This is a genomic window from Mesotoga sp. B105.6.4, assembly GCF_002896535.1.
Lineage (GTDB): Bacteria > Thermotogota > Thermotogae > Petrotogales > Kosmotogaceae > Mesotoga.
This window is the reverse complement of record NZ_JWIM01000016.1, coordinates 23,957-50,937: the sequence shown is the minus strand read 5'-3', so window position 1 is coordinate 50,937 and position 26,981 is coordinate 23,957. Positions and strand designations below refer to the sequence as shown.

Here is a 26,981-nt window from a genome sequence, read left to right as displayed (position 1 = left end):
GATCTTTCATTTAATTGCGTTTTCTCTTGAATGCTTCTATCAAATCCGTTTTTCTCTCTTCGCCTCTGAGAAGAGCGGCGACATTCTTCCGGTGTCTGAACAGAGACAGCCCGAAGAAGGCGAGCATCCAAAGACCTACGGAGTAGCCTTCAGTCAGGAAGAGGATGCTAGATAAAATCGCCAGAGCAAGAACTGAACCAAGGGAAACGTATTTAGTGAGCAGAACGATCGGTATCCATATCCCAAAGAAGACCGCAACATACCACGGTAATGTCCCTGAAAGCGTCCCCACCGTGCAGGCAACGGCTTTGCCACCTCTGAATCTGAGGAAAATCGAATAGCTGTGGCCCACTGCTGCAAAGAAACCGATCATCATACCTTCGGGCAATGAGACTCCAAAGACAGCTCTAGCGATTATCACGGGAATGAAGGCCTTCACCCCATCCAGAATCATGGCGACGGCACCAGCATAGCCCCCCATGCTTCTAAGAACGTTTGTTCCACCTACGTTTCCACTGCCCACCCTGGTAATATTCACGCCCTTAACAAGTGGCACAATGAAACTGAAGGGGATGGAACCCATAATATATCCAACAAGAGCAAATACTACGTACCTCATCTCTTCCTCCTGAGCTTCAAGAAGATTGGAGTTCCGTCGAATGGATCGAAATTAAGCCGAATCGTGTTTCTAATCCCTCTAAGATAAGGCTCGGTAAAGAGCGTAGGGTCGTTTACATTCAGCATTATTATCGGCGGCCTGCTTGAGATCTGGGAACCGTAATATATCTTGCCTCGCTTCTTCCCCTTGCCGGGTGCCGGCGTTCCCTCCGAGTATCTCTGAATGAGAGTGTTAAGAAGGCCGGTCGGAATTCTTAGGTCTATCTTCTTACTTACAAGCCTAATGTTGTCGATAAGATCGTCCATACCTTCACCGGTCTCGGTTGAGGTGAAGAGAACGGGACTGTAGTCTATGAAGTATAGGTCCTGTTTGAAGGTTCGCAGCAACGCCTTCCTGCGTCTATCATCAGCAAGGTCCGATTTGCTGAAGACAGCAATGGTCGCCTTACCGTTCTTTTCAGCGAGTCCAGCGATGCGCTGGTCTTGATTGCCAACTCCGTCAGCCGAGTCAATTACCATTAGTATGATATCGGATCTCTCCAGAGCGTCAATTGCTCTCATTACGCTGTAGTATTCAACATTCATTACCTTCACCTTAGACTTCTTCCTCATTCCTGCAGTGTCAATGAAGGTCATTGGTATACCGTCTACAACGACAGTCTCATCGACTGTATCTCGGGTTGTCCCCGAGACTTCAGTTACAAGGCTTCTTGGACTGCCGACTATCCAGTTGAAGATAGAGGACTTTCCCGCGTTTGGCTTACCGACAATTGCTATTTTCAGATCGCTTTCTTCGCCACTTTCCGCTTGTATCGAGTGTCCCAGCGAGGTCAATCGATCGAAGATCTCGTCGAAAAGCAAATCGATGTTAAGACCGTGGGCCGAGGATACCTTTATGGGATCTCCAAAACCAAGTGAAAAGATCTCGTTTCCCATACTTGAATAAAAGTTATCGGGGTTCTCAACCTTGTTGGCAACGAAGATCACTTCAAGTCTCTGCTTTCTCAAGTAATCTGCGAGTTCGATATCGGCACTTGTAAGCCCGCTTCTTCCATCGACAACAAAAAGAATGAGGTCTCCCTCACTCAGAAGCTCAAGGGTGACCTCTTTCATCTTTTCTTCAACGATGTTTTCTGGATTCTCAAATAGTCCACATGTGTCTACAAGCTGAAAGGTTCTCTGTTGCCAGTTAACTCTCCCTACCGTGAAGTCACGGGTAACCCCTGGAATGTCATCAACTATAGCTCTCCTACCACCAACAAGTCTATTGAATAGAGTCGACTTTCCAACATTTGGTCGTCCGATTATCAGGACGGTGGCCACTAGAGGCTTTCTCCTTCTTCCTCAAGCTGATTCTTAATCATTTCTCCAAGGCTGTTGGAACTGACGGTTCCATTATCGTTGAAATCCTTGAGAACTTTCTCGGTCTCGGCCGCTTCTTTATCTTTTATGAGCTGCCTTATCGACACAACCATGTTTCGAGTGTCGTTATCCGGGTCGTAAACCAAACGGATTATCTTGAATTGATCATGCTTACCGACTTCAACCGAGTCCTCGATATTCTCTGTCCGCTCAAGAGATACCTGCGAAACGGGCAAGAAGGCCTCAACACCGTATGAGTCGACCATGATTATTGCTCCAGACTTCGTGAGTCTTGTCACGGTCCCACTAACTTGATCTCCTACAGAAAGCTCTTCGGAAACCTTTTCCCAGGGATCGGGAGTTGCCTGTTTTATGCTCAGCCTCATCCTCCTGTTAACTGTATCTATAGAAAGCATCTTTACCTCTATTTCTTCTCCTTCTTTAACAACATCCTCGATTCTATCGACGAAGTTCCAAGAGACCTCAGATACCGGAACAAATCCAGATACGTACTCTTCAAGCTCGAGAATTACCCCGGTAGGCAATACCTTTGCAGTCTTAGCCTTTAGAACGTCTCCCTCTTTGTACTTGTCGCCGATGTTTTCCCACGGGTCGCCCAGGGCTTCCCTGTAAGAGAGTGAAAGGGTCCGCTTTTCTTCGTTTATCTCCTTGATGTTCACTTTGACCTCGTCTCCAACTTCTACAACGCTCTTGAGATCCTTCTTGATGTTTCCCCAGAATACTTCTGAAATGTGTACTAATCCTTCCACTCCGGGCTCAAGCGATACGAAGAAACCGAACGGGGTGATGTTTTTTACCGTTCCAACGACCGTAGAACCGACTTCGTATTTTTCCTTCAAGGTCGACCAAGGGTCTTCCGTCATCTGCTTAAGCGAGAGAGATATCTTCTTCTCTTTTTCATCGATTCCAATTACCTTTGTCCTGACCGTCTCGCCGGGCTTCAGTAGATCGCTTATCCTCACACTTGGATCCCAGCTCATTTCAGATGCCGGAATAAGCGCAGTTACATTGTCGTTTAGCTTCACGAAGGCGCCGAAATTCTTTATTGACTCGACTTTGCCTTCCAGTTCCTGGCCGACTTCGATTGTCTTGAAGTAGGCATTTATTGCCTCTTCCTGAAATGCTTTTAGCGAAACTACTACGTTTATTCCATTTCGTTGTCTCTTAAATCTTATGACCTTGAACTTCATTGTTCCTTCTGGAGCCGGATCTCCCTTTCGGATTCCCGACTCTGAGCCTGGAAGAAATGCGGGCACCGTCTTCAAAAGCCGCACATTGTACCCGGCGTTCGTCTCCGAAACTATCTTTCCGTCAATGGCTTTGCCTTCTCTGTAAGCCTTCTCAACCTTGCTGACCGCTTGCCTGGCATGGACTCTCTTTTCAGAAACAGTGCTTCTTCCTTCCTCTTCGTTGGTCTTGATGACCATGACTTCTATCTTATCTCCAACGTTGTACTCTTCTAGATCATTCACTAACTGGTCCGCAGGAACGAACCCATCGAGCTTCCCGTCCATAATCACCATCAGTCCATCAGGCTGGACGGAGAAAACCTCTGCATCCTTTCTATTTCCTTTCCTTGCCGAGGAAACATCCATCTGTTCAAATATTTCCTCCATGCTCAGGTTTTCATCTTGCTGTTTCATTTTCTCTTCCATTGTTGGTTACCTCCCTCATTTTGTCTATGTAATCCAGTATCTTCTGGATTTGTTCGTACGGAGTTGATGTACCGCTAATCAGAGCAACCTTCCCCATATCACCTTGAGGAAGATCCGATAGATCTGTTGCATGAAGCGCCTTTTTACCGAGTCTCTCTACTATTCTTACAAGCTTCTTTGTATTTGAACTGTTCTTTCCACCTATCACAATAACCGTATCAACTACGCTTGCAAGTCGTTCTGCCTCAGATTCTCTCTGAATTGTGACCTTGCAAATAGTGTTATGAACGGTTACACGACCCCGAAGCTTTTCCTTAACAAACTCTGCGAACTCCTCGAAATCGCTGTTGCTCATCGTAGTCTGCGAAACGATCGCAACACGTTCAAGGCCTTCAAGCTCTTTCAATACTTCGTTATAGTCATCTCCCGGTTCCACAATGAGATACTTGTCAAGCCTACCCGAAAGAGCCGTAACTTCCGGGTGGTTCTTCTTGCCATACACCACAACAAAGTTGCCTTGCTGCTCGAGATCGACCGCCAGGCTAAATACATTGTACACTATAGGACAAGTAAGGTCTATTACTTCATCGAAAACGTGTCGTAATTTCTCCTCCGAAGCCGGATCTACTCCATGAGCCCTTATTACTGCAACGCCATCATGTTTTTCATTCAACAGTCTGTCTTCGATTACTTCAAGACCCAGCTCCCTGAGATCGTTCATCACCTTCTCATTGTGAACGATCTCTCCCGTCGCGAAAACTTTTTTTCCTGATTTTAGAAGCTTAATCGTTTCTCTGACTGCCCTGTCGACTCCGTAGCAAAACCCTACAGATTTCGCAAGGTGCACTTTCTGCCTCTTCTCTGCAAGGGTCACTATGGTAGAAACTACTTCCTCGATACCCATCTTCGTCGTATCTAACGTAATGGCATCCGTAGCAGGCTTTAGCGGCGCAACTGATCTAGTTGAGTCATTGTGGTCTCTACTTTCGATTTCGGCTAGTATCTCCTCTAAATCAGCGGCAATTCCGCTCGATCTGAGTTGTTCCAGCCTTCTCCTTGCCCTCTCGATCACCGAGGCTGTAAGAAAAATCTTCAACTCCGCTTCGGGAATAACCACTGTTCCTATGTCACGGCCTTCCATGACTACGTTGCCTTGTCTTGAAAGACTTCTTTGTTGCTCCGTAAGGAAGTCCCTGACATACGAGTACCTAGCAATGTCCGAAGATAGAAGAGATACCTCTCTCGTTCTTATTTCATCGCCGACCGGAGTGCCGTCTAACGTTATGCCTGAATCAGAGAGCGAAAAATATGTATGACTCATCAACTCCGTCATCGATGCGAGATCGGAGAAACATACACCGGCCTCTCTTGCCTTGAGGGCAAGCGCTCTGTACATCGCACCGGTGTCTATGTAAGTGAAATTCAGTCTTGATGCTACAAGTCTAGCTACAGTCGATTTTCCTGATCCGGCGGGACCGTCGATCGCAATCCTCAAATCTAGTCCCCCGCGTCCCTTACCTGAAGCTTCAGAAGATCCAGTTGATTGCGGGACACCTCGGATGGAGCAGATGTCATTAAATCGGCACCGCTAGCTACCTTCGGAAAGGCAATAACCTCTCTTATAGATTGAGCTCCGACGATTATAGCAACTATTCTGTCTAGTCCAGGTGCGATTCCCGCATGCGGAGGCGGACCGTACTTGAAGGCATCAAGCAGGTAGCCGAACTTCTCCTCCGCCTCTTCACGCGAAAGACCTATGAGATCGAAGACCCTGCTCTGAATGTCTCTTCTGTGTATTCTCACAGATCCACTGGCAACTTCGTATCCGTTGAGAACCAGATCATAAGCCTTGGATCTAACTCTTAGCGGATCGGTTTCGGCGTACTTTTCGAGGTCTTCTAAATCAGGCATAGTAAAGGGGTGGTGTTCGGCCTCAATCCGTCCTTCCTCCGAGTTGTAGGAGAACATCGGAAAATCAGTAACCCAGAGGAAGTCAAACCCCTCTACCGAAAACTCCTCTTCCTTAATAACCTTTCCTCTTATCTGCCCAAGAGCTTTGGAAAGTGCAAGACTCTCGCCAATAGAGAAGAGCACTAGATCTCCTCTTTCCGCTTTGAAGAAGGAAATCACTTTCTCGAGTTCATCGGGACAATGCTTCAGGATAGAGGATTTCAAACCGTCACCCTCTACCTTTGCCCACATCAGACCCCCCAGGGAACTATCTCTTGCCAAGGCGGTATACTCGTCCAGTTTCTTCCTCGAGAAATGGTCTGCCTTACCTTTGACAAGCAATCCCTTTACACGTTCGCCTCTATTTATCGCTTCATTTATGACTCTGAACTCAGTTCCAGCAAAAACCTCCGTGATGTCTCTTATCTCCATCCCATATCTGGTGTCTGGCTTATCGCTGCCATACAGGTCGACAACCTCTTGATAGGTGAATCTCCGGAATGGAGTCGGAATATCTGCCGAGACAGCCTCTGCAAATGCATGCTTCATCAAACCCTCGGCCATAGAGAAGACATCCTCTTCATCTGCAAAAGACATCTCAACGTCTATCTGCGTGAACTCAGGTTGCCTGTCGGCCCGAAAGTCTTCGTCTCTGAAGCACTTTGCGATCTGGTAGTACCTGTCGAAACCAGAAACCATCAGCAACTGCTTGAAGATTTGAGGAGACTGGGGCAAAGCGTAGAACTTCCCGGGTTTCAACCGCGAGGGTACGAGAAAGTCCCTGGCCCCCTCAGGCGTAGATTTCCCGAGAATAGGAGTCTCCACATCCACAAATCCATTTCTGTTTAGATACTCCCTTGCCGCCTGCACAAAACGATGCCTGGTCAATACATTGCGCTGCATCTTCGGGCGTCTTAGATCGAGGTATCTATACCTGAGATGCATCTCTTCTGAGGACTCTTCGTCTATGTTTATATAAATAGGCGGTACTTCTGCATCTGAAAAGAGTTCCAATTCGGAGGCAAACACTTCGATTTCTCCTGTGGGGAGCTTCTTATTTACAGCATCCTCAGGCCTCTTTCTCACAGATCCAGTTACCGAAATGCAGAACTCGTTTCCCAGCTTTAAGGCCTGGCTATAGAGGTTAACATTCTGAGGATCGAAGACAACTTGCGTCAAGCCATACCTGTCCCTAACTTGAACGAACTTGATACCCCCAAGATCCCTGATACGATCGACCCAGCCGTTGAGTGTTACTGCTTTTCCCGTGTCGGATGCCGTCAATTCGCCACAGGTGTGCGTCCTTTTCTTCAACACCAACACCTCCCACAGAGTTAATATTACCATGCCACTTTCTAGGATGGAATCTCGATTTGTGGTAGAATCATTTAGAATATTTCCTTCGGGGAGGTGTAGAAATTGAAAATGAAACTTTTACTTGCCTCACTGCTTATTTTCGGTCTGGCATTCACTTCAGCTTTCGCTGCCGTCAATTATGTAGACGTCAGTTCAAATCACTGGGCATACGATGCGGTGATGAGACTTTCTGACCTAGGCATTCTGACAGGTATTGTTCAAGCCGATGGCAGGACTTACTTCAATGGAAACGATCCACTCACAAGATATCAGACAGCGGTAATGCTGAAGAAGACACTCGATTATGTTGAGCTGAATTTCGCAAAGCATGGCACTGTTCAGCAGTCAGGTACTGTCGATGGAACTATCATGTCCCGTCTTGAAGCTCTCGAGCTTGCCCTTACCGATTCTAGCGGAAGGCTAATCGATACCATGGATCTTCAGTTACGGATCACTGCTTTGGAGAACAGAATCACTTCTCTTGGAATCTCCACCAACGGGAGCGTATCTCAGAGCACCGTTGAATCCTTGAGGCAGCAGATCATGAAGTTCGTCGAGGACCTTTCTCTGACTACGAAGAAGCTCGATACTCTGGCCGTTGACGTTCAAAACGTTCAGAACTCCATGTCAAATCTTGCCGTCATGGAATCGAGAGTCAACGATGCTGTGAGAAGAGTTGATACTCTTAGCGGAAACATCAGCACAATCCAGAGTTCGCTTTCTTCAAACGAAAGATCTATATCCACTCTAGACTCTGCTGTTCGATCTCTCTCGTCTTCACTAAGCGACTACGATGCGAAGCTCAGTACGATTACAAACAGAGCTTCTGCAAACGCTATTGAGATCGCATCTCTAAAAGAATCAATGGCGACAGTGACTGCAAATGTGGCGACTGTTAGGGATCTTCAGAACAAGATTTCTTCGCTTGAGAATCAGATCGCAAATGTGAGGCTTCCCGCCGATGCTGTAAGCAAACTCGATGAGCTTTCTGCGAGAATCAATGCGATTTCCTCTGACTACGCGAAGATCGGTGATTTGCAGAACTATGTGACGAAGACCGACCTAAAGGCGAATTTGAATCTCTACGCAGGTGTTGACGAGCTTGCCAAGGTAAAGAATTCGAACGAATTGCTTACCAAGGATATCGAGACTTTGAGAAAGGACTTCACTTCGGAAACCGGAATCATCAAAGGCGATATCGGCAATCTTCAGAGAAGCATAAACGCGATAAATGAAATCGTCACTATTCACGAGAATGAACTGGCTGGACTGAAGTCTTCTGTCAGCACAGTATCCTCTCTGAGAAGCGACTTGAATGCACTGAATACGAAGTTCAACGCCCTTACCGATCAACAGTCCAAGAACTTCGCTGCAAGTCAGGCGAGTGTTGCTGAACTAGAGGCTAGGATGAATGAAGCAATGGATATGCTGAACGTCTCGGTAGATGCAAACCTGTCAAAGATTTCTCTCAGCATGGATACTATCAATACTCAGCTTGGAAAGAATGAGAGCGAAATCAAGGCTCTCAAGACCAGAACAGACTCATTGGAATCAAGACTGAATGCAACTGTGGTGAACCTCGAGAGATATGTAAAAATAAGCGATCTGGAGACCCAGCCAGTAATCGTAAACCTCTCTGAGAGAGTAGCCGAAATCAACAGCGCAACGATTGATGCAGCCACAAAGCAGGATGTAGAGGCTCTTCAGAAGAAGACTTCTCCTTGGTTGATTCTTTCTACTGTGAGTTCTCTGGCAGCTCTAGGAATATCCATCTGGGTTCTTATTGCCTCAGGCATAATATAGTAGAAGAGCTATCGTAATGATTGACCCGGGGTTTAGCCCCGGGTTTTTGCTATAATTGAAGCTGACGAGTTGTTGCTGGAGGTGCTTGATGAGAGTCGCAGAGATTTCTTCACTTAGTAAACATATAAACGAACACGTACAGATAAGGGGCTGGCTTAGAAGAAGGAGATCGAGCGGGAAGATTCAGTTCCTCTTCTTGAGGGACGGCTCGGGCTTCATTCAGGGCATCGTCGAGAAGTCAAGCGTCCCAGAAAGCGTATTCCAGGTAGCGGCTTCACTTAAGATGGAGTCAAGCGTGATTGTTTCGGGACTTGTGAAGGCAGAAGAAAGAGCTCCAGGCGGAGTCGAACTTTTCGTGGAGGATCTTCAGATAATCCAGATTCCCGAGAAAGACTTCCCGATAAACAAACCGGATCATTCAATCGATTTTCTGATGGACAACAGGCATCTGTGGCTAAGAACTCAGCGTCAGACCCATGTGCTGAAGATTCGTCACGAGATAATCCGTGCCGTAAGGGAGTTCTATAACGATCGAGGTTTTGTGCTTATCGATACGCCTATCTTCACCGGCTCGATTGGCGAGAGCGCAGGCAATACATTCGAGATAGACTACTTCGATTACGGGAAGGCTTACCTCGCTCAGACGGGGCAACTTTATCTTGAAGCAGCAGCCATGGCTCTCGGAAAGGTCTACAACCTTGGCCCCACTTTCAGGGCGGAGAAATCGAAGACCCGCAGACACCTTATTGAGTTCTGGATGAACGAAGCTGAAGTCGCCTATTATGGTCACGATGACAATATTAAGCTGCAGGAAGAGCTAGTAACTTATGTAGTGAAGAGCACTCTGGAACGCGCCGGAGAAGATCTTAAATCAATCGGAAGAGATACATCGAAACTGGAGAAGATCGAGACTCCATTCCCAAGAATAACTTATGACGAAGCAGTGAGACTTCTACAAAACAAGGGATTCGAGATTAATTGGGGCGACGATATTGGGGGTGATGAAGAAACGGCGATTGCAAATGAATTCGACAAGCCGATCGTTGTGGAGCGTTATCCGAGAATGATGAAGGCCTTCTACATGCAGCCTGATCCAGAGAGACCTGAAGTAGTACTCTGCGATGACATGCTCGCTCCTGAGGGCTATGGAGAGATAATTGGGGCATCTGAGAGAATATATGACCGAGACTTGCTTATTGAGAGGATTAACGAGTATGGTCTAGACGTTTCTTCTTATGACTGGTATCTTGATTTGCGCGATTATGGAACGGTCCCTCACAGCGGTTTTGGGATGGGTATAGAGCGTATCGTTGCCTGGATAGCAGGACTTGAGCACATCAGAGAAGCGATACCCTTCGCCAGAACCCTTTACAGAATTCATCCGTAGGAGGCACTATGGAAGAAGAACGTTTTCTTACTCCAGGTAAGGTCCAAGAGGATAGTTCAATAAAGAGCCTCAGGCCGAAAAACCTTGGGGAGTATATCGGCCAATCGAAAATCAGGCGAAGACTTAGCATAGCAATTGAAGCAGCCAAGGTACGTCAAGAGGCCCTTGACCATGTTCTGCTTGCAGGCCCTCCGGGTTTGGGCAAGACCACCCTCGCACATATCATTGCGAACGAGCTGGGCTCGGAGATCTATGTCACATCTGGACCGGTTATTGAGAAACAGGGCGATTTGGCCGCTATCTTGACCGGGCTGGAGCGGAACGATGTTCTTTTCATAGACGAGATTCACCGGCTGAATAGAACCGTTGAAGAGATTCTTTACTCTGCTATGGAGGATTTCCAGCTAGATATTATGATCGGCAAGGGTCCCAGTGCCCGATCGATTCGTCTTGATCTGAACCCGTTCACCCTTGTCGGAGCTACGACGCGCAGTGGTTTCATAGGTGCGCCTTTGAGAAACAGATTTGGAATGATTCTAGAGATGGAGTTCTATCCCGATAAGGATCTGAAACAGATCATTATTAGATCGGCAGCGCTTCTCGGAACATCGATAAGAGAAGACGCGGCAATCCTTCTTGCCCGAAGGTCGCGTGGAACGCCTAGAATTGCAAACAGGCTCCTGAGAAGAGTCAGGGATATCTCCACAGTTGAAGGGGGAAAGGAGATTACAGTTGATACTGTTCAGTCGGCAATGACGCTCCTTTCTATTGACGAGGAGGGACTAGATTCGATGGACAAGCGCCTCTTATCTGTCTTGATTGAGAGTTATAATGGTGGGCCTGCGGGCGTCAAGGCAATCGCGGCATCAATCGGGATAGAACCGGAGACAATCAGCGAAGTCTACGAGCCGTTCTTGCTGCAGAACGGCTTCCTGGTAAGGACAAACCGAGGAAGAATGGTTACGGAAAAGGCTTATCGCCATTTGGGATTCCCATTTGAATCACGTAATTCACCTCTTTGGAACTACATTGATCAGAGAGAAGGGGATGAAGACTAATATGACATTCGGGCTTGATCGCTCAATCTGTTGTGCTGATTTAGATTTCTCTTCGGGCTGATCACAGTTTTCCAATTCAATGTATTCTTTGTAGTCGTTTTACGAATCTGGTAGTCGTTTTTCTTTGTTGTGGGGTGAGAGTTGTGAAGGCAGCGGTGTTCTATAACAGAACGAGAATCTCCTCTGAAACACTGAACTGGCTTTCAAGGGAAATTGAATCTCACGGAATCGCTACTTCGTTTTGTGAGGATGGTACTTCGTGCTTACCGGCAAGAACAGAAGTAATTCTTACCTTCGGTGGCGACGGGACTGTTCTCAAGGCAGTGCCTCTGGCAGTAATGAACGATCTGCCGATAATGAGCTTCAGAGTTGGTAGTGTAGGCTTTCTCGCAGCCTTTGAACTCAGTATGCTCCACACTGCACTTGATCTACTTCTCCTCGGAAAACTTGAGAGCGTCACAAGACATGTAATGGAGATAGAAATCGGAGACTCTATCAGATATGCTCTTAACGACTGCGTTGTAGAACGTTCTTCACCAAGCAGGACCGTTTCTTTCAGTGTGAATGTGTGTGGGCAGAGCAGTTATCCCGTTGTTGGTGACGGTATTGTCTTCGCGACAAACACTGGTTCAACTGCATACTCGATGGCCGCCGGGGGTGCTCTGGTAGATCCAGATGCCGGCTGCTTTCAGGTTACTCCCATATGTCCTCATAACCCCTTCGTCGGATCGGTCGTTCTCGCCGCTTCGAGAAGAGTTCTAATGGAAGTGAGGCAAGACAAGGGCTATCCTATTGAGGTCTACGTTGACGGAACATTTGTTTCGAATATCAGGACGGGAGACAAGATCAACGTCGGTCTTTCAGAAAAGATAGTGTCTCTCCTCAGAGAAGGAAGCTTCGATTTTGTTGCTCTTCTCAAGAAGAAGCTGGCCTTTGGAGGTCGACTGAAAGATGATATCTAAAGTTGGTCTCGAAAGAATAGGAAACCTGAGAATTGAGATTCTCAGAATGGCGCGATATGTCCAGAGCATATTTAACAAGACATCTGTTGCTGTTCTAGAGAGAAATGAACACCAGGCAAGAGATGTGATTTATTCCGACTCTGTGATAGATTATCATCAGGTGGAACTACAAGCAATGATAATCGGCCTAACCGGAATACTGACGCCAACAGGAAAAGAATTAAGACTCTTGACTCTCTCGATGAATATCGTCAGCACTCTTGAAAGTATAGGCGACAAGTGTGTGTTTATATGTGAGAGGGGATTGTCACTTTCAAAGCGTCCGCCGATAGGCTATCATGAAAAACTGAAGACGATGTTCGAATCTGTCTCCGTAATGACAAAAGGCGCAATAGACAATTTGGTTGACCCCTCTCTTTCTGAAGCTGTAAGATTGTGTAAGAATGACGATTTCGTTGATCGAATTCAGGAAGAGGTAAAGACCGATCTCGTTCGCTACTGCGAAGAATCGCCATCAATAATCAGCAGAGCACTAGACTTAATGATGGTTTTCGGAGCTCTGGAAGAGATAGCAGATCATTCGACTGAACTTATGGAAGCAGCAGTGTATATTGAAACCGGCAAATACTATAGATGTGTTAATGACGGTTTCCAACCCATTGATTTCAATGCCCAGAACAACAAGGGGTGATTCTTCTTGAAGACTCTTATAAAGTACATAGGAGCTCAAGCATTAGGTTCGATTTTTATTGGTCTGGTTGGGTTCATAATTTTCGTGAGCTTAGAGTTACTCTACTACTTGTCTGACATGATAATAAGATACAAGGTGGGCATAGATAAGCTCTTCTTGCTCATTTATTACAATCTTCCCGAGTTCATTGTTCTTGGAATACCGGTGGGAATACTCCTGGCTATCTTCTGGGTACTCTCGAGAATGAGATCGGACAACGAACTGATTGCCCTGCAGACGCACGGAATATCTCTCAAACGGCTCGTAATTCCCTTCCTGCTTATTGGGGTTCTTTTCAGCGGCTTTGCTTATCTGCTTAACGACTATCTTGTCCCCACGGCCTCAACAAAGGCAAGTGAGGCAATGGCAAGATTTGTTTACAGACAACCTGAAGTCACGCTGAGAGAAAATGTTTTCATGCAGGACGGTCAGGGGAGAATGATATACGTAAGAAGAATAGATCAGAAAACAAAAGAGCTTAAGAATGTCTCGATTTATGAGGTCTACAGAGGTCAGGTTACGTTGACGACTGCTGAGAGTGCCATCATTGTTCCAAATAAATGGATATTGAGTGATGCCAAGATTTACCAGACAGATGAGTCAGGCTTTCTGGGAGTTGAGATGCATTTCGGTACTGCAGAATTTGAAATTGATGACGACATTGAACGATACCTGGCGAGCTTCAAATCTCCGAAGGAGAAAACTAGTGCCGAGCTGAGAGAAGACATAAAGGCGTTCAAGAACACCGGCATAAATACTTCTTCGCTCGAAGTCGCTCTGCAGGAAAAGTATTCGATGTCGATCGCTCCTCTCGTTATTGTCTTGCTCGGTGTTCCGGTTTCGCTTATGTTCAATCTTCAATCGAAGTCTTGGTCGGTTATTCTGACCTTCTTGCTCGTTGTCATATATCAAGGATCGGGTGCATGGCTTAGCGGTATGGGGAAGGAGAATCTGATTAACCCCTCTCTTGCCCCGTGGATTCCGAATATCGTCTTTTCTATCCTTGGTGTCGTAATCTACTCGCTCATAGATACGAAAGCCAGTTACCGGCTTTCGGAATTCTTCACGAGAATCCTGAAGGGTTCCGCCATTGTTATAATCCTGCTTGTTCCAGGCTTACTCGAAGGATCAAATGTGAGGATCGTGGGGGGAACGATCGCTGGAACGAAAGACGGCAGAGAGATACTCATTGGAGACGGCGTGAGAGTAGAGTACTTCAGTGAGACTATGACGGCAACTATAGATGCGTCGAATGCCTCTATACTGAATATCGACTCCACACCGGAATCGATCTCATTCTGGGGTAACGTGAAGATGGTAAGTGACGAGACAACTATAGTCTCAGATAGATTGATTCTTGATCTAACGAACGAGAGAGTCGAAAGTATGCAGGTGTTCTCGCGCACTGAGATTGAAGTGCCAGCGTCCAGAGGCGATACATCCAAGACAGCTTCGAAAGTCCCGTTCTATGTTTACGGCGATTATGTTCAATCGACTATGGAAGCATCACCTACCCTGAACATAACGGACGGCTACATAACCACTTGCGATAAATCTCACCCCCATTACAGATTCAGGGTCTCATCGGCAGTTGTGACGCCTGGAAAGGGGATGTCGGTGCAGAACATGCTGCTGTACATCGGCAATATCCCGGTATTCTATCTGCCGTACTACTACTTCCCGCTAGACGACCCGGACAGACGTCCCTTCGATGTCGATCTTAGCGGAATTGCAGATGCTCAGACACGGATAACCGTTCGTTACCTGGAAGTCGACTGGCTTCTTCTTCAAGGAACGTGGTACAGAGATTGGATGTCTACCGAAGACGCCTTCACAGCAAAGTCTGTACTCTATACACCTATAGGTGAAATAGAATTCTTCGGTCAATTCGGCCAGCAGAAAGAGACAAGCTACGGCGCTTATGTCTTGCTAAAACCTTCTTTTGATCAAATAAGAATGCAGGGAGGCGCTCTATACATTAGCGGGCCTCCGTTAAAGGAACTTCAGACCCCCTTCACAGGCATTAACTTGGGAGAAAGCATTGTCAAGAACAAAGTAACTCAGCTTGATCCTTTCGCCGTGAAAGAGACGATGGGCGCGACCGAAATGCAGCTCGCTTATGTTCAAATACTCTCCCCCGAAGATTGGGAGTTGAAGCTAGATGTTATCGGAGCTTTCGCAAGATATGACGATAAGAATCTCTGGATGGTCAACGTTCAGAATCTAACGATTCCTTCGGATGAGATTATCGATGCTGGTTTCTTTAAGCTCAGTACCTCGGAGTTCAGAGTCAGCGGTCTTTTCGGCCAGCGATACATAAACAAGAATATCCTGTATTCTCTGAGAGCCAACGCTTCCGCAGTCAAGACTGAGGGAGCGCTGTTCGGTGCAGATTTTTCCGTTCAGTCTTTGAATTTCAAACTAGCATCAAACGCCGCTACTCTTACAGAACTTTTCAGTCCCTCCAATATGGAAGATTTCGTGCTTGAGGTAAATAAGTATCTCTTCGCTGCTGGGAATCTAAAGATCGGCGGCGACGTGAAGAGCACTTTCGACGCTTCTACTACTGAGCTTAACATTACTATGCCGGCAGATAACAAGGGTATCGGCCGCAACTATCTGACCTTTGCATCAGAAGACGGTAAATTGAAAATCAACGGAAGATACGCCCTGGACTACAATTCTATTCATGAAAAGAATAAGGATAGATTGTTCTGGATAGATCCCTTTGACATTGTATATGATGGCTTCATCTCTCTTGAACTGAAGTTCTATTTTGAATCGCGATACGACGGCTCTTTCAAGTTTGAAGGGAAGAAGTTACGTGTATACAAAGACATTGAACTGTACAAAGGTGAATGGGGACCGCTTTCGGTTGGAGTGGTCCTGGAGCCCGCGTATGAAGTGGGCTTCTACTATGATTCAGATGAAGGATGGAAACTCACTAAGAACGAGATACCTGTAACGCTCAAGAACGAGCTTACCTATAGACCATTTGACTGGTACTACGTCAGTGTGCAGTACAATCCAGTGCTAACCTATGACTTCCTGAAAGAGGAATGGCGCCTCGACCACCCGGGAAAGCTGCTGACTGGAATTGAGACGGAGGTCCTCAAGGCCGATTATGTTCTTGAATTGGACTATGAAGAACTGGTGGCCAGTCCTACCGAAATGAATTGGCTGGGAAAGGGCCTTCTTAAGACCGAAGGAGAAGTTGAGTTCTGGGGTCTGAAGTTCGGTCAGAAGACAGAAACAATTTTCATGCCTGTTACTTCCAAAGCCTCAGAGACTGCCTACTCCTTCACTTTCGATTCGAAGGTCTTCTCACATAAGACCGAGAGCAAAGTATTCTGGCAGAGTGAAGACATGTTTGACGACTTCGTCAACAAGGAGAGATTGACCCTCGAAATCGCTACCGAAACAAAACTTGAATTCACTCTCGACTGGACTTTCGATGCCTCGCCAAATGTTGCTGAAGATGAAAGAATGCTGAAGGATCTGGTCTTTGGTTCCTCTATCAAGATCAAAGATTTCGCCTCATTTGGAGTGAAGTTCAGATATCCTTATCTCTCAGGCTCAAGAAAGATGTACGACAGATTGAAGTTTGAGGTGAATGACCTCTCGGTGGGAGAAGTCTCCTGGAGGGCAGCTTCACTGGACTTCACGACGGATTTCACGAAGTTCGATTCAAAGTACAAGTATCCCGAAAAGTATTTCACTAAATCAGAGTCTCAGGCTAGATTCCTGATATGGCAGTCAACAAGGCTGACTATTTCAACTTTCTCGGTCAGCGAGTATTTTATCGCGACCTCTACAGCGTCTGAAACAGGGTATTCAGCATACTCGTTTGGAGTCTCCAATGTCAAACTCGATAACAAGACTATCCTTGGGGGAAGAACGGCGAAATTCGAGGAGTTTGGACTCTCGATGGAGCTCCGTAAAGCAGAGGATTACTACTTCACTATGCACATCAACGAGCTTTTCTTCCCTATGGGCACGCTCTCTGATACTCCAGGAGTTCTCAACAGGCTCTCTCTGGGAATAGACGGAAGCGGTAAGAGGAGCTTCGTAGAGATTGGAACCTATGCAGGAGATGTCTCACTCTGGGATGAATCGATAACGAAGATTTCACCGATGTACTTCGATCTGCACTGTATGGCTCTGGAGCTTGTATTGAGGTTGGGCTTCGGGAGCGAAATCAACACGTTCCAGGACTCCCTTGAGACAATTGCACTAAAATTCTATATAAAGGAACTGAAGGATAGGTATCTTGTGATTGGACTTCACAAGGGTGATCCATACTTCAGGTTCAGATTCTGAGGTGAGAATTGTTGACCGATTACGTCAAAAGAAAGGAATTGCTTCTGGAGCTCAATTCAAGTATAAGTGATTGCTCTCTTTGCCCGCTTAGCTCTTCGAGGACAAACACAGTACCCGGTGAAGGCTCAATCGAGACACCCGTTGTATTTGTCGGTGAAGGGCCAGGTGCCGATGAAGATGCTTCTGGTAGACCATTCGTGGGCAAGGCAGGCGAGCTTCTCACTAAAATACTGGACTCAGTGAAGCTTTCAAGGCAGGACGTCTTCATCACAAATATCGTTAAGTGCAGACCCCCAAAGAATAGAGTTCCGTCTGCAGAAGAACAGAGAGCTTGCTCCCCATATCTTCTCTCACAACTGGCTATAATAAAACCTAAATTGATTGTTGCTCTGGGCGCCACTGCACTTTCGTATTTCGTTGAAAGAGATGGACTCCAGATAACGAAGGTGAGGGGGCAGCTCTTCGATTGGATTGGAGGTATAAAAGTATTCGTCATGTTCCATCCAAGTTATCTGCTTAGAAACGCATCAAGAGCCCCAGGTTCACCAAAGAGTCTTACTTGGGAGGATATCCAGAAAGTCAGAAAGATGTACGATCAACTACTGGCTGGAGAGGAAATTGACATATAGGAGGAAAGCATGGCCGAAAACTATTTGGTGACAGGAGGAGCGGGATTCATAGGTTCACATGTTGTGGATGAGCTTATAGCCGCCGGTAAGATTCCAATCGTTGTTGACAATCTTTCGAGTGGGAAGATTGAGAACCTGGATCCAAGAGCACTGTTCTATGAGCAAGACATCACAGACCAAGAGATGATGGAAAAGGTCTTCATGCTTCACAGACCTGTCGCTCTCTTCCATCTGGCAGCCCAAATAAGCGTTTCTAGATCGGTAAGAGAACCCGAAGAAGACGCGATGATCAACATAATAGGAACCCTGCGACTTCTGAAGATCGCTGCAAAATACGGAGTCAAGAAAGTCGTCTTCTCATCGACGGGAGGAGCGATCTATGGTGATGAGGTCAAGAAGATACCTACAGATGAGGAAGAGCTTCCGAAACCGCTTTCTCCATATGGCATTGCGAAGTTCTCAACCGAGAACTATCTGAGGTTCTTCTCCAATGAGCTTGGCATGAATTATGTGGCTCTGAGATACGCGAATGTTTATGGGCCCAGGCAGGACCCATACGGAGAAGCTGGAGTCGTCGCGATTTTCTCCGAGAGAATGCTCCGAAATCAGGAGGTCGTCATTTTCGGTAACGGAGAATGTGTAAGGGACTACGTTTTCGTCTCTGATGTTGCAAAGGCGAATCTTCTGGCACTCGAAAAAAGTGAAGATTGCATAATGAACATAGGAACCGGAAAGGGAACCTCAGTCAACGAGCTATTCACACAAATGAAGAGAATCACTGGCTATGCAAGAGAAGCCATTCACAAAGAACCGCGTCCGGGCGACCTGAAGAAATCGATTCTAGATGCGAATAAGGCTAGAAACCTACTAGGATGGGAGCCTGAAGTGAAGCTTGAAAAGGGGCTTGAGAGTACAATTGAGTATTTCAGAAATGAACTGGTCTCCTCTTAGTGAGAGATTACGACCGCGAGAGTTCGACGATGTAGTAGGACAGGAACATCTTACAGGAAAGAAGGGAATAATTCGAGGTGCCGTCGAGAGCGGCAAACTCTTTTCAATGATACTTTACGGCCCACCTGGAACCGGAAAGACAACTATCGGAGAAATCATCAGATCAAAGCTGGGAAACCGATATCACTTCGAGTTCTTTAGCGCGAGTCTCCAAGGAACGGCTGATCTCAAGAAGCACTTTGAGCACGCCGAGAGACTGAAGAAAGTAGGTCAGCAACTTGTGCTCTTCGTGGATGAGATCCACAGATTGAATAAGAGCCAGCAGGACGTATTTCTTCCTGTTACGGAAAAGGGCTTGATAATACTGATCGGGGCGACAACGGAGAATCCCAGTTTCGAAGTCAATCCTGCGCTTCTCTCCCGCTGTCGTCTCGTAATTCTCAAGGGTCTCAACGAAAGCGATATTGACAATCTTCTGAAGAAGGCCCTTGAGAAGGACAGGGTTCTCAAGAGTTCGGGAGTGACCGTCTGCGATGAAGTAATCGAAGTGATTTCTCAGAGCAGCGGTGGAGATGCCCGGATTGCTTTGAACCTTCTCGATACTCTTGTGGAGAGCGCTGCGGCTCTTGACAGAACCTCTCTTGATCTTCAGGTTATGAACGAGCTTTCTGTACTTCCTTCGGGAAGGTATACCAAGAAGGGCGAGGAACATTACGATCTGATCTCCGCTTTCATTAAGAGCATGAGAGGAAGCGATCCAGACGCAGCTCTTTACTATATGCTGCGAATGCTAGAGGGAGGTGAAGACCCGAAGTTTATTGCCAGGAGAATGGTAATCTTTTCTTCGGAAGATATCGGCCTCTCCGATCCCATGGCGCTCGTTATTGCCAATGCCACCTTTCAGGCCGTCAGCAATGTAGGACTCCCTGAGTGCGTTCTGAATCTCTCCGAGGCCGCAATCTATCTCGCAGTCGCGACCAAGAGCAATAGAACCTGCAGCGCCATGATGAAGGCAAGGGAGATGGTCAAGGCTACACCTAATCTGGACGTACCTCTTAAGCTGCGCAATGCCGTGACGAAGATGATGAAAGAACTGGGATATGGTAAGGGATACAACTATCCACACACAACTGGAGGGTTTTCACGTGAGTATTATCTCCCAGAATCCATAAAGGAGGAAGTCTTCTATGTTCCCGGAACTAACGGAAAGGAACGATACGTTCTTGAGAGACTTAGGTCACTATGGAAGGGTATGAAGCTCTACCCGGACGAAAAATGAAAAGCTTCATTCTAGAGGATGAAAAGATCATTCAGCTCGAAATCTCCGACATAACCCAACAGGAAGTTGACGTTATTGTCAATGCAGCCAATGGCTACATGAGGCACGGAGGTGGAGTGGCAGGAGCTTTGGTGAGAGCAGGCGGAAAGGAGATTCAGCTTGAAAGTGACGCATATGTTAGGCAGAATGGACCTTTAGGGATCTCCGAAGTAGCCGTAACCGGAGCCGGCAACCTGCTAGCAAAGAATATTATACACGTCTTTGGTCCACAGTATGGAGAACTTGACTTGGAAAACAAACTCTACAATTCGTTCACTAATGTTCTTAACAAGGCTGCCGAAATGGGAGCTGTTACGCTCGCCACTCCGGCAGTCTCCACGGGCATATTCGGAGTTCCGGTATCTATTTGTGCAGATCAGTTTCTGAAAGCGGTTGTAGATCATCTATCAAACAAGTCATCATCGTTGAAACTGATAAAGATGTGCTTGATGGACAAGAAGGCCTACGACGAGTTCCTCAATATCGCTCTAGACTACTTCAGTTCAGAAGGATAACTCTGTAAACTCCTTCTTCGAGAAGACTTTCAGCGGTTTCCTCATCCTTCGTCAGCCATACAGTGAAAACGTCAACATCCTGACCGGCATACTCTGAAGCGATAGGGTCGTTTTCAAGCACGTAGTTGTAGTCTTCTTCGTTAACCCTAACTATCTTGGGCGTTCCAAAGTAATCTGACGGCTTACTTCGATAATCATCGATGGTCATCCCTTCGTACGATTTGCTGCCAATATAACGAAGTATCGGTACGAAATCGTTTGCAGGCACATAGCCGGGCAGCTGAGTCAATAACCCACCATCACTTGTGAAGAACCAGAAAGTAGGCGTTCCCCGTATTTGGAAGTGGGCGTATAGATCACCATAGGTCATCTCCCTGACTTCTTCTCCAACTATGTAAGAAGCCGTTCCGGGATTACTCTTGTAGATCTGAGAGAAAATGAAGCCTGCTCGAAGCAGTTCCTCAACAGTCTCATCAGCAAGCGTCTCCTTAATAAATCTCACGCAATACCCACAGGTGTTATCTGAAAACATTACTATAGCTTCCTTCTCCTGGATCTCTGCCAGTCGCAGTGTCTTGTCAAAATCATCTAGCATTCCGACATAAGATAAGATCATCACAGGTAGAATCAGAGCAATCACAATCAGCATCTTTCTCATAAAATCAACCTCCCGTTACGAACTGTAATAAATTCAGATTGCCTGTCATCGTAATAAGTCCGGCAGCCAATAGCACTACGAAGACCGATATCCTAATAACCATTCTCCACTTACTCTCGCCACTAAACGAGAGCTTGGAGGTAAGCTTCGCTACAACTCCACTGAGGGTAAGGAATGGGATACTCAGACCTAATGAATAAACCAGAAGCATCATGCCACCCTCCGCTATCGCAGACTGGTTTGCAGCCAAGACAAGAATCGAACCAAGAATCGGTCCCGCACAAGGTACCCACACCAGACCGAGAACGGCTCCGAGCACAAAGCCACTAACAGCAGATCCTCCGAACTTCCAAACGTTAAGGTTTACTCCCCTAATTCCTATCTCGAAGAGATAGAGGAAGCCAAAGAGAATGAAGAGGCTTCCAGAAATAACATTCATCAGGACTTCATTCTGCCTTATGAACGTGCCAAGACCTGTTGCACCGATACCAAGAATGAAGAAGAAGATAGACATACCCAGTGTAAAAAACGCTCCTCTTATGAAGCGCGCCTTTGCATCATTTGCTCCACCCATAAGAACTCCAAAGAAGACTGGAATAAGCGGAAGAATACATGGAGAGAAAAAAGAAAGCAATCCCCCTAAGAAGGCGCTGCCGTATGTCACGCTGGTTGTTACAATGGGACTAATCAATGGTGAAAGGCCGATTGTTCCGGTTGCTACAGAAGTCAATTCATTCATATTACCCCTCCCGGGTATATTATAAACTATTCTCGTTTTCCATGCAAATGAACTCTTTGTGAAGAAGTGTAGCATAAGGGCGGCATCAACCATCCGCCACCGAGAATGAGGCTTTACATTGAAGAGCAAGTTTTTTTGCGAATGAATTCTTAGGATCTCTGTTATCAACTCTTGATTCTCCGGGCAATGATGCGCTTTCCATGTTTTACTTGAGGAAGAGAGTACTCAGACTTTGTCTCTTTGCCATCGTTGATTCAAGAGCGATTAAGAGTAGCTTGGCGCTGCGCTCGGAAAGGTTTGTTCTGGAAAATCGCCGTGTTTCTTTGAGTTTGGTGGAACACGTATCAATGGAGGAAGTTTATGGAGGGAAGACTGAGCGTACCTGACGGAAAGATCTGGTATGAAGTCAAAGGCAAGGATCAGGAAAAGACTCCTCTGATTGCTATTCATGGCGGTCCCGGTGTTCCACACAATTATCTGAAGACAATCGAGTTACTGGCCGACGAACGACCGGTGGTTTTCTATGATCAACTGGGGTGTGGAGAATCCAATAGACCTGAGGAAAGGACTCTTTGGAGAATCGATAGGTTTGTGAAGGAAATCGAGTGTCTAGTTGCCGATCTCGGCTTTCCTAAACCTTTTCTTTTAGGCCAATCCTGCGGAACGGTCCTTGCCTGCGAGTACTCTTTGAAACATCCTGATCGCGTTAAGGGACTGGTTCTATCAGGACCCGCGATGAGCATTTCGAGGTTTGAGGAGGACGCAAGGTGACTCATGGTAACATTATCCGATGAATCAAGAGCTGCGATACTTGAGGCGGAAAAAAGCGGTGACTTCGGAAAACCTGGCTATCAGGATGCGATATCGGAGTTCTACAGCAAGTACGTATGTAGAATGGAAACCTGGCCCGAATGCATGAACGATGGTGTAGCAGGGATAAGTGGGAAGTATACAATTATATGTACGGTCCGAGCGAGTTCACTGTGACTGGTACACTGAAGGGTTACGATCTGAGCCCTCGCCTTAGTGAAATAGAGATTCCTGTTTTGCTGCCCTGCGGAGAATACGACGAGGCGACACCAGAAACAACATCCTTTTACGCAAGCAAATTTCGAAACGCAACAGTGAGGGTATTCGAAGATGCTTCTCACGAGCATCATCTCGAAAAGACAGTAAAATACATTCAAGAAGTACGCAGCTTTCTTGATCGTATCGAGAACTGATCAAGGGGAAAACGGTATCTCAACTCAGTGATTCTTCCGAGAGATCACCGCGTTCAGCACAGACTTATTCCTTCTGAACAGCAGGCCTGTATATGATCAGTTCCGAACCTGCAGGAATACGGTCAACCCTAATCAGATCGGGGTTGTATTTCATAATCTCAGAGGTATCGATACGGTACATTTCGGATATCGACCTCAGCGTTTCGTTCCACCCTATAGTATGGATAAAGCCCGTCCCCACCGACCAGTTGTTATCTACGGATGCGCTAACTACAAATCTTCCAAGCACATGATCGATGATCACTTCGGAAACCTCGAGCATGACATCCCTAACCACCGGCCTTCTCTCAAACATGCTGTACCCACCGCCACCGCCGGCCCGATAGCTGCTCATAACTACTTCGTACTTTTCATCCATATCGACAGGCTTTCCCTGATACCTGATACTAAGTACTCTCTCACCAACCGGTCTATCCACAGCAATTATGTATTCTATTCCTTCCCACATATCATAATCTCGACTCGTTAGCTTTGGAGTCAACCAACTTTCTGAGATGGATATCTTGTTGTCAGTACAAGTGAAGTATTCTGCGCTCCTTTCCAGGGCGGCTTTGATGTCTGAACCGGATACCTGAATAACCTTCAAAGTGCTTGACATGGGGTAGATCGAGATAAGATCCCGAATTGTTATTGGCCCTGTCTTCCAGCCTGTAATTTCGTCTGTACAAATGGCGGCACACGAGATCGTTGCACCGGTCGCTTCCATCTGAACTCTGTTTATGAACTGAGCAAGAGGATTATCCTTCATCTTAGCTTCAAGCGGATCTTCTATGAAGAAATCTCCAATAGAAAACCCGACCGGTCTTTCAAGCCATTTCTGGACTCTTGTTTCGAAGTCCTTCAAAGCTCCAACGACATAGTCGTCAGGATCATATGAAGCCATAGACACCTGCTCGACCGACTTTTCAACGATCTGCCAGCCGTCTTCTATTCTCTCCAGCTTCAAGTCAACCTTGCCGACAAACCTTCCGAGACTGGACGGTTGAGAGACAACTACTCCGTCTATTATCTCGGCGATAGTCCTATGTTGATGCCCCGTAAGAAGCACATCAATACCCTCGATTGTCTTTACAAGTTCAAAACCTACATTCTCGTCCGTAAGCTCCTCGGTTGGTTCTCCCGTAGTGAGATCTCTTTCAAAGCCTCCGTGATAAGCAACTATAAGCACATCGACTTCATCTTTGAGTTTAGGAACAAGTTTCTCTGCAACGTTCACAGGGTTAAGAAATGCAAGCCCGGCGATATGTTCTGGATCCTCCCATCTTGGGATAAGGTTCGTGGTTAGGCCGAGAATCGCAATTCTTACGTTCTCGCCTTCTTCTTCAAGAGTTATTATCGAATACGGCTGAAACACATGTTCAGCAGAGTCATCGAAGACAATGTTCGCTGAGAGAAAGGGAAACTCTGCCGAGACCATCGCGTCCTCAAGATTACGTGGGCCGTAGCTGAATTCGCAATTTCCTATCGTAGAGGATGTCAAATCGATCAAGTTCATAGCCCTTATAACAGGATTGATGCCTGAGTTGTCGATCTTCGCAAAGAAATACGAAAACGGCGTTCCCTGGATCAGATCACCTGTATCTATAACAAGTGTGTGTGGATTGGTATGTCTAATTTGACTGACGAAAGAAGAGATCTTTGCCAGACCTACGTCCGAAGAATTTCCCGTCACATAGTCGACAGGAAAAACGCTCCCATGTATGTCGCTTGTATGGAGAATTGTAAGATGAAAATCCGAAGCAAATGAAAGTACAAGAGAAGAGATAATGAAAAACGAAGTAAGGAGCCTTCGCACCTAAACCCCTCCTTTAGCCTCACACCTCAAATTGTGCAGCGAGAAAAGAAAGCGGGATGACAGGCATCCCGCAGAGATTCATCTTGCTGCTAACTTAGAGTCAATTGAGAAGATTCCGTTGATGTTATCGCCGACCATCCTCAGCCTCTTCACGACATCCCTGAAGGTCTTTTCCTCTTCAACCTGTTCAGTGACATACCACTGAAGAAAATCATTCGTTGCGTAATCCCCTTCTTCATCGGAAATCGTGACGAGATTGTTGATCCTTGAAGTGATGTATTTCTCATGTTCGAGTCCTTTTTCGAACACATCTAAAATCGACTTGTAGTTAATGGTCGGTTTCTCAATGCCTGGAATATCAACGGTTGCATCTACGTCCTTAAGGTAATCAATGAACTTCATTGCGTGTTCTTCTTCCTCTTTGGCCTGCTTCCACATGAAGTTCTCCGTACCGAAGTATCCGTTCTTGTGTGCCCACGCGGCCATTCCCATGTAGATAAAAGCAGACTCGAATTCAGCCTTTATTTGAGCGTTGATCTCCTTTTCCATTCTTGCAGTTATCATAGTTAGCCTCCTTCTCCATTCGGTTTAAGCGTCAACAGTTCCTTCATGATATTTTACCACCGCGAAGAGAACTCTCAAAGTATCTTAACGAGTTGGAACCAGCAGTTCACTCTCTGAGCTGTTCTAATAGACTTATACGAAGCAACCTATTCTTAGTTATTTGCTGCCTTTCGATTTGGAATGTCAATCTCATAAATGTATAATCTCTACATAAGGACGGCCAATTTCTCAACAAAGGGGGGTAATAACAATGAGGAAGATCTTCTTGTTTTTCTCAGTGCTGCTGATTGCAGCGGCGCTGATGGCGGCACCACTGAAAGTTGCTTTTGTCTACGTAGCACCGGTCGGCGATGGTGGCTGGAGCACCATGCACAATGAAGGTAGGCTTCATCTCGAGAGAGTTTTCGGGGATCAGATAGTAACTGATTTTATTGAAAGCGTTCCCGAAGGTGGAGAAGCCGAAATTGTGTTCAGAGGATATGCTCAAAGAGGTTATGATTTGATCTTCGGAACCAGTTTTGGCTACATGGACCCTATGGTAAAAGTATCTCAGTCTTTCCCCAACTCAACCTTCATGCACTGTTCGGGTTATATGACCACTGACAATCTCGGTACATATTTCGGAAGGATGTACGAACCGAGGTTCCTTAGCGGTCTAATCGCAGGAGCAATGACCAAGAGCAACATCATTGGCTATGTTGCTGCCTACCCGATTCCGGAGGTTATTCGAGGAATCAACGCTTTTGCAATGGGCGTTCAGTACGTGAATCCGGATGCAAAGGTTCATGTGGTCTGGTCGAATACTTGGTTTGACCCAGCAAGAGAGAAGGAAGCTGCGGAGTCCCTACTCGATATCGGTGCAGATGTCATAACACAGCATCAAGACTCTCCTGCCCCACAGCAGGCTGCAGAAGACCGAGGCGCGCTTTCAATAGGATACAACAGCGACATGACCGCCTTCGCTCCAAACGCATTCCTCGCAGCCCCTGTATGGAACTGGGGTCCTTTCTACGAGTACGTAGTGAGAAGAGTTATGGACGGTACCTGGACCAATGAGCAGTATTGGGGCGGTATTAAGGACGGAGTAGTCGATATCTTCGTTGGCGACCTAGTACCCCAAGGAGTGGCAAAGCTTGTGATGTCGATGAGAGAGGCGATAATCGAGGGTATTATGCACCCGTTTGACGGACCGGTGTATGACCAGTCTGGAACACTGAGATACGGCAAAGGCGAGAGGCCATCGGATAGTGATCTTCTCAGTATGGACTGGTTCATCAATAACGTTGTAGGTAAAATACAGTGAAAAC

Annotated in this window: 23 protein-coding genes; 14 read left to right on the top strand and 9 right to left on the bottom strand. The window is 46.5% G+C overall.

What is annotated here, in order from left to right; genetic code table 11:
* Positions 1-10: 10 nt before the first annotated feature.
* The 5 genes from plsY to aspS are packed head-to-tail and all read right to left on the bottom strand — an operon-like array spanning position 11 to position 6,953.
* The gene (plsY, locus tag RJ60_RS05215; protein WP_103134179.1) at positions 11-619 is read right to left on the bottom strand and encodes a glycerol-3-phosphate 1-O-acyltransferase PlsY; all 609 of its coding nucleotides are present in this window, start codon (positions 617-619) and stop codon (positions 11-13) included.
* Complete coding sequence (gene der / locus RJ60_RS05210) at positions 616-1,941, bottom strand: ribosome biogenesis GTPase Der (RefSeq protein WP_099830737.1); 1,326 nt, start codon at positions 1,939-1,941, stop codon at positions 616-618. Before der ends, plsY begins: the two co-directional genes overlap by 4 nt.
* Complete coding sequence (locus RJ60_RS05205) at positions 1,941-3,656, bottom strand: S1 RNA-binding domain-containing protein (protein ID WP_103134178.1); 1,716 nt, start codon at positions 3,654-3,656, stop codon at positions 1,941-1,943. The genes der and RJ60_RS05205 overlap by 1 nt, the downstream gene beginning before the upstream one ends.
* Entirely contained in the window at positions 3,628-5,151 is a 1,524-nt protein-coding gene (cmk, locus tag RJ60_RS05200) for a (d)CMP kinase (protein WP_099830735.1), read from the bottom strand. The genes RJ60_RS05205 and cmk overlap by 29 nt, the downstream gene beginning before the upstream one ends.
* A 2-nt stretch (positions 5,152-5,153) precedes the next feature.
* Positions 5,154-6,953, bottom strand: coding sequence for an aspartate--tRNA ligase (gene aspS, locus RJ60_RS05195; protein WP_180977952.1), 1,800 nt, complete (start codon positions 6,951-6,953; stop codon positions 5,154-5,156).
* A gap of 78 nt (positions 6,954-7,031) precedes the next feature.
* Between aspS and RJ60_RS05190 the strand changes: the two genes are divergently transcribed.
* The 10 genes from RJ60_RS05190 to RJ60_RS05145 all read left to right on the top strand — a co-directional run bounded on the left by RJ60_RS05190 (position 7,032) and on the right by RJ60_RS05145 (position 20,635).
* Positions 7,032-8,765: an S-layer homology domain-containing protein gene (locus tag RJ60_RS05190; protein WP_243392431.1), complete on the top strand. Its 1,734-nt coding sequence runs from the start codon at positions 7,032-7,034 to the stop codon at positions 8,763-8,765.
* A gap of 88 nt (positions 8,766-8,853) precedes the next feature.
* Positions 8,854-10,152, top strand: coding sequence for an asparagine--tRNA ligase (asnS, locus tag RJ60_RS05185; protein ID WP_099830732.1), 1,299 nt, complete (start codon positions 8,854-8,856; stop codon positions 10,150-10,152).
* An 8-nt stretch (positions 10,153-10,160) separates the two neighbouring features.
* Positions 10,161-11,210, top strand: a complete 1,050-nt coding sequence (gene ruvB / locus RJ60_RS05180; RefSeq protein WP_099830731.1) for a Holliday junction branch migration DNA helicase RuvB — start codon at positions 10,161-10,163, stop codon at positions 11,208-11,210.
* 143 nt (positions 11,211-11,353) lie between these two features.
* On the top strand, positions 11,354-12,172 hold the full coding sequence (locus RJ60_RS05175) for an NAD(+)/NADH kinase (protein WP_243392422.1): 819 nt from the start codon (positions 11,354-11,356) through the stop codon (positions 12,170-12,172).
* Entirely contained in the window at positions 12,162-12,863 is a 702-nt protein-coding gene (locus RJ60_RS05170) for a phosphate uptake regulator PhoU (protein ID WP_099830729.1), read from the top strand. Before RJ60_RS05175 ends, RJ60_RS05170 begins: the two co-directional genes overlap by 11 nt.
* A 6-nt stretch (positions 12,864-12,869) precedes the next feature.
* Positions 12,870-17,222 carry an LptF/LptG family permease gene (locus tag RJ60_RS05165; RefSeq protein ID WP_099830728.1) on the top strand — a complete coding sequence of 1,451 codons (4,353 nt, stop codon included), beginning with the start codon at positions 12,870-12,872 and terminating at the stop codon, positions 17,220-17,222.
* A gap of 11 nt (positions 17,223-17,233) precedes the next feature.
* Complete coding sequence (locus RJ60_RS05160; RefSeq protein ID WP_099830775.1) at positions 17,234-17,851, top strand: uracil-DNA glycosylase family protein; 618 nt, start codon at positions 17,234-17,236, stop codon at positions 17,849-17,851.
* A 9-nt stretch (positions 17,852-17,860) separates the two neighbouring features.
* Positions 17,861-18,802 (top strand): NAD-dependent epimerase/dehydratase family protein, encoded by a 942-nt coding sequence (locus RJ60_RS05155; RefSeq protein WP_099830727.1) that lies wholly within the window; start codon positions 17,861-17,863, stop codon positions 18,800-18,802.
* On the top strand, positions 18,768-20,081 hold the full coding sequence (locus RJ60_RS05150; protein ID WP_099830726.1) for a replication-associated recombination protein A: 1,314 nt from the start codon (positions 18,768-18,770) through the stop codon (positions 20,079-20,081). Before RJ60_RS05155 ends, RJ60_RS05150 begins: the two co-directional genes overlap by 35 nt.
* Positions 20,078-20,635 carry a macro domain-containing protein gene (locus RJ60_RS05145; RefSeq protein WP_099830725.1) on the top strand — a complete coding sequence of 186 codons (558 nt, stop codon included), beginning with the start codon at positions 20,078-20,080 and terminating at the stop codon, positions 20,633-20,635. The genes RJ60_RS05150 and RJ60_RS05145 overlap by 4 nt, the downstream gene beginning before the upstream one ends.
* On the opposite strand, the gene RJ60_RS05140 is transcribed toward RJ60_RS05145, so the two are convergent.
* Positions 20,619-21,293: a thioredoxin fold domain-containing protein gene (locus RJ60_RS05140; protein ID WP_099830724.1), complete on the bottom strand. Its 675-nt coding sequence runs from the start codon at positions 21,291-21,293 to the stop codon at positions 20,619-20,621. The genes RJ60_RS05145 and RJ60_RS05140 overlap by 17 nt on opposite strands.
* Positions 21,294-21,297: 4 nt before the next feature.
* Entirely contained in the window at positions 21,298-22,032 is a 735-nt protein-coding gene (locus tag RJ60_RS05135) for a cytochrome c biogenesis CcdA family protein (protein WP_099830723.1), read from the bottom strand.
* Between the two features lie 360 nt (positions 22,033-22,392).
* Here RJ60_RS05135 and RJ60_RS16005 point away from each other — a divergent pair, with 360 nt between their 5' ends.
* Genes RJ60_RS16005 through RJ60_RS15995 form a run of 3 tightly spaced genes read left to right on the top strand, consistent with a single transcriptional unit; the run spans position 22,393 to position 23,255 of the window.
* Positions 22,393-22,803, top strand: coding sequence for an alpha/beta fold hydrolase (locus RJ60_RS16005; RefSeq protein ID WP_243392420.1), 411 nt, complete (start codon positions 22,393-22,395; stop codon positions 22,801-22,803).
* A 3-nt stretch (positions 22,804-22,806) separates the two neighbouring features.
* On the top strand, positions 22,807-23,019 hold the full coding sequence (locus RJ60_RS16000) for a hypothetical protein (protein WP_243392419.1): 213 nt from the start codon (positions 22,807-22,809) through the stop codon (positions 23,017-23,019).
* Positions 23,016-23,255 carry an alpha/beta fold hydrolase gene (locus RJ60_RS15995; RefSeq protein WP_258006185.1) on the top strand — a complete coding sequence of 80 codons (240 nt, stop codon included), beginning with the start codon at positions 23,016-23,018 and terminating at the stop codon, positions 23,253-23,255. Before RJ60_RS16000 ends, RJ60_RS15995 begins: the two co-directional genes overlap by 4 nt.
* 64 nt (positions 23,256-23,319) lie before the next feature.
* On the opposite strand, the gene RJ60_RS05125 is transcribed toward RJ60_RS15995, so the two are convergent.
* Together RJ60_RS05125 and RJ60_RS05120 are read right to left on the bottom strand one after the other, a co-directional pair.
* Positions 23,320-25,110, bottom strand: coding sequence for a 5'-nucleotidase C-terminal domain-containing protein (locus tag RJ60_RS05125; RefSeq protein ID WP_099830722.1), 1,791 nt, complete (start codon positions 25,108-25,110; stop codon positions 23,320-23,322).
* Between the two features lie 78 nt (positions 25,111-25,188).
* Positions 25,189-25,674, bottom strand: a complete 486-nt coding sequence (locus tag RJ60_RS05120; protein WP_099830721.1) for a ferritin — start codon at positions 25,672-25,674, stop codon at positions 25,189-25,191.
* 250 nt (positions 25,675-25,924) lie between these two features.
* Here RJ60_RS05120 and RJ60_RS05115 point away from each other — a divergent pair, with 250 nt between their 5' ends.
* Positions 25,925-26,977 carry a BMP family ABC transporter substrate-binding protein gene (locus tag RJ60_RS05115; protein WP_099830720.1) on the top strand — a complete coding sequence of 351 codons (1,053 nt, stop codon included), beginning with the start codon at positions 25,925-25,927 and terminating at the stop codon, positions 26,975-26,977.
* The last annotated feature ends 4 nt before the right edge of the window (positions 26,978-26,981 follow it).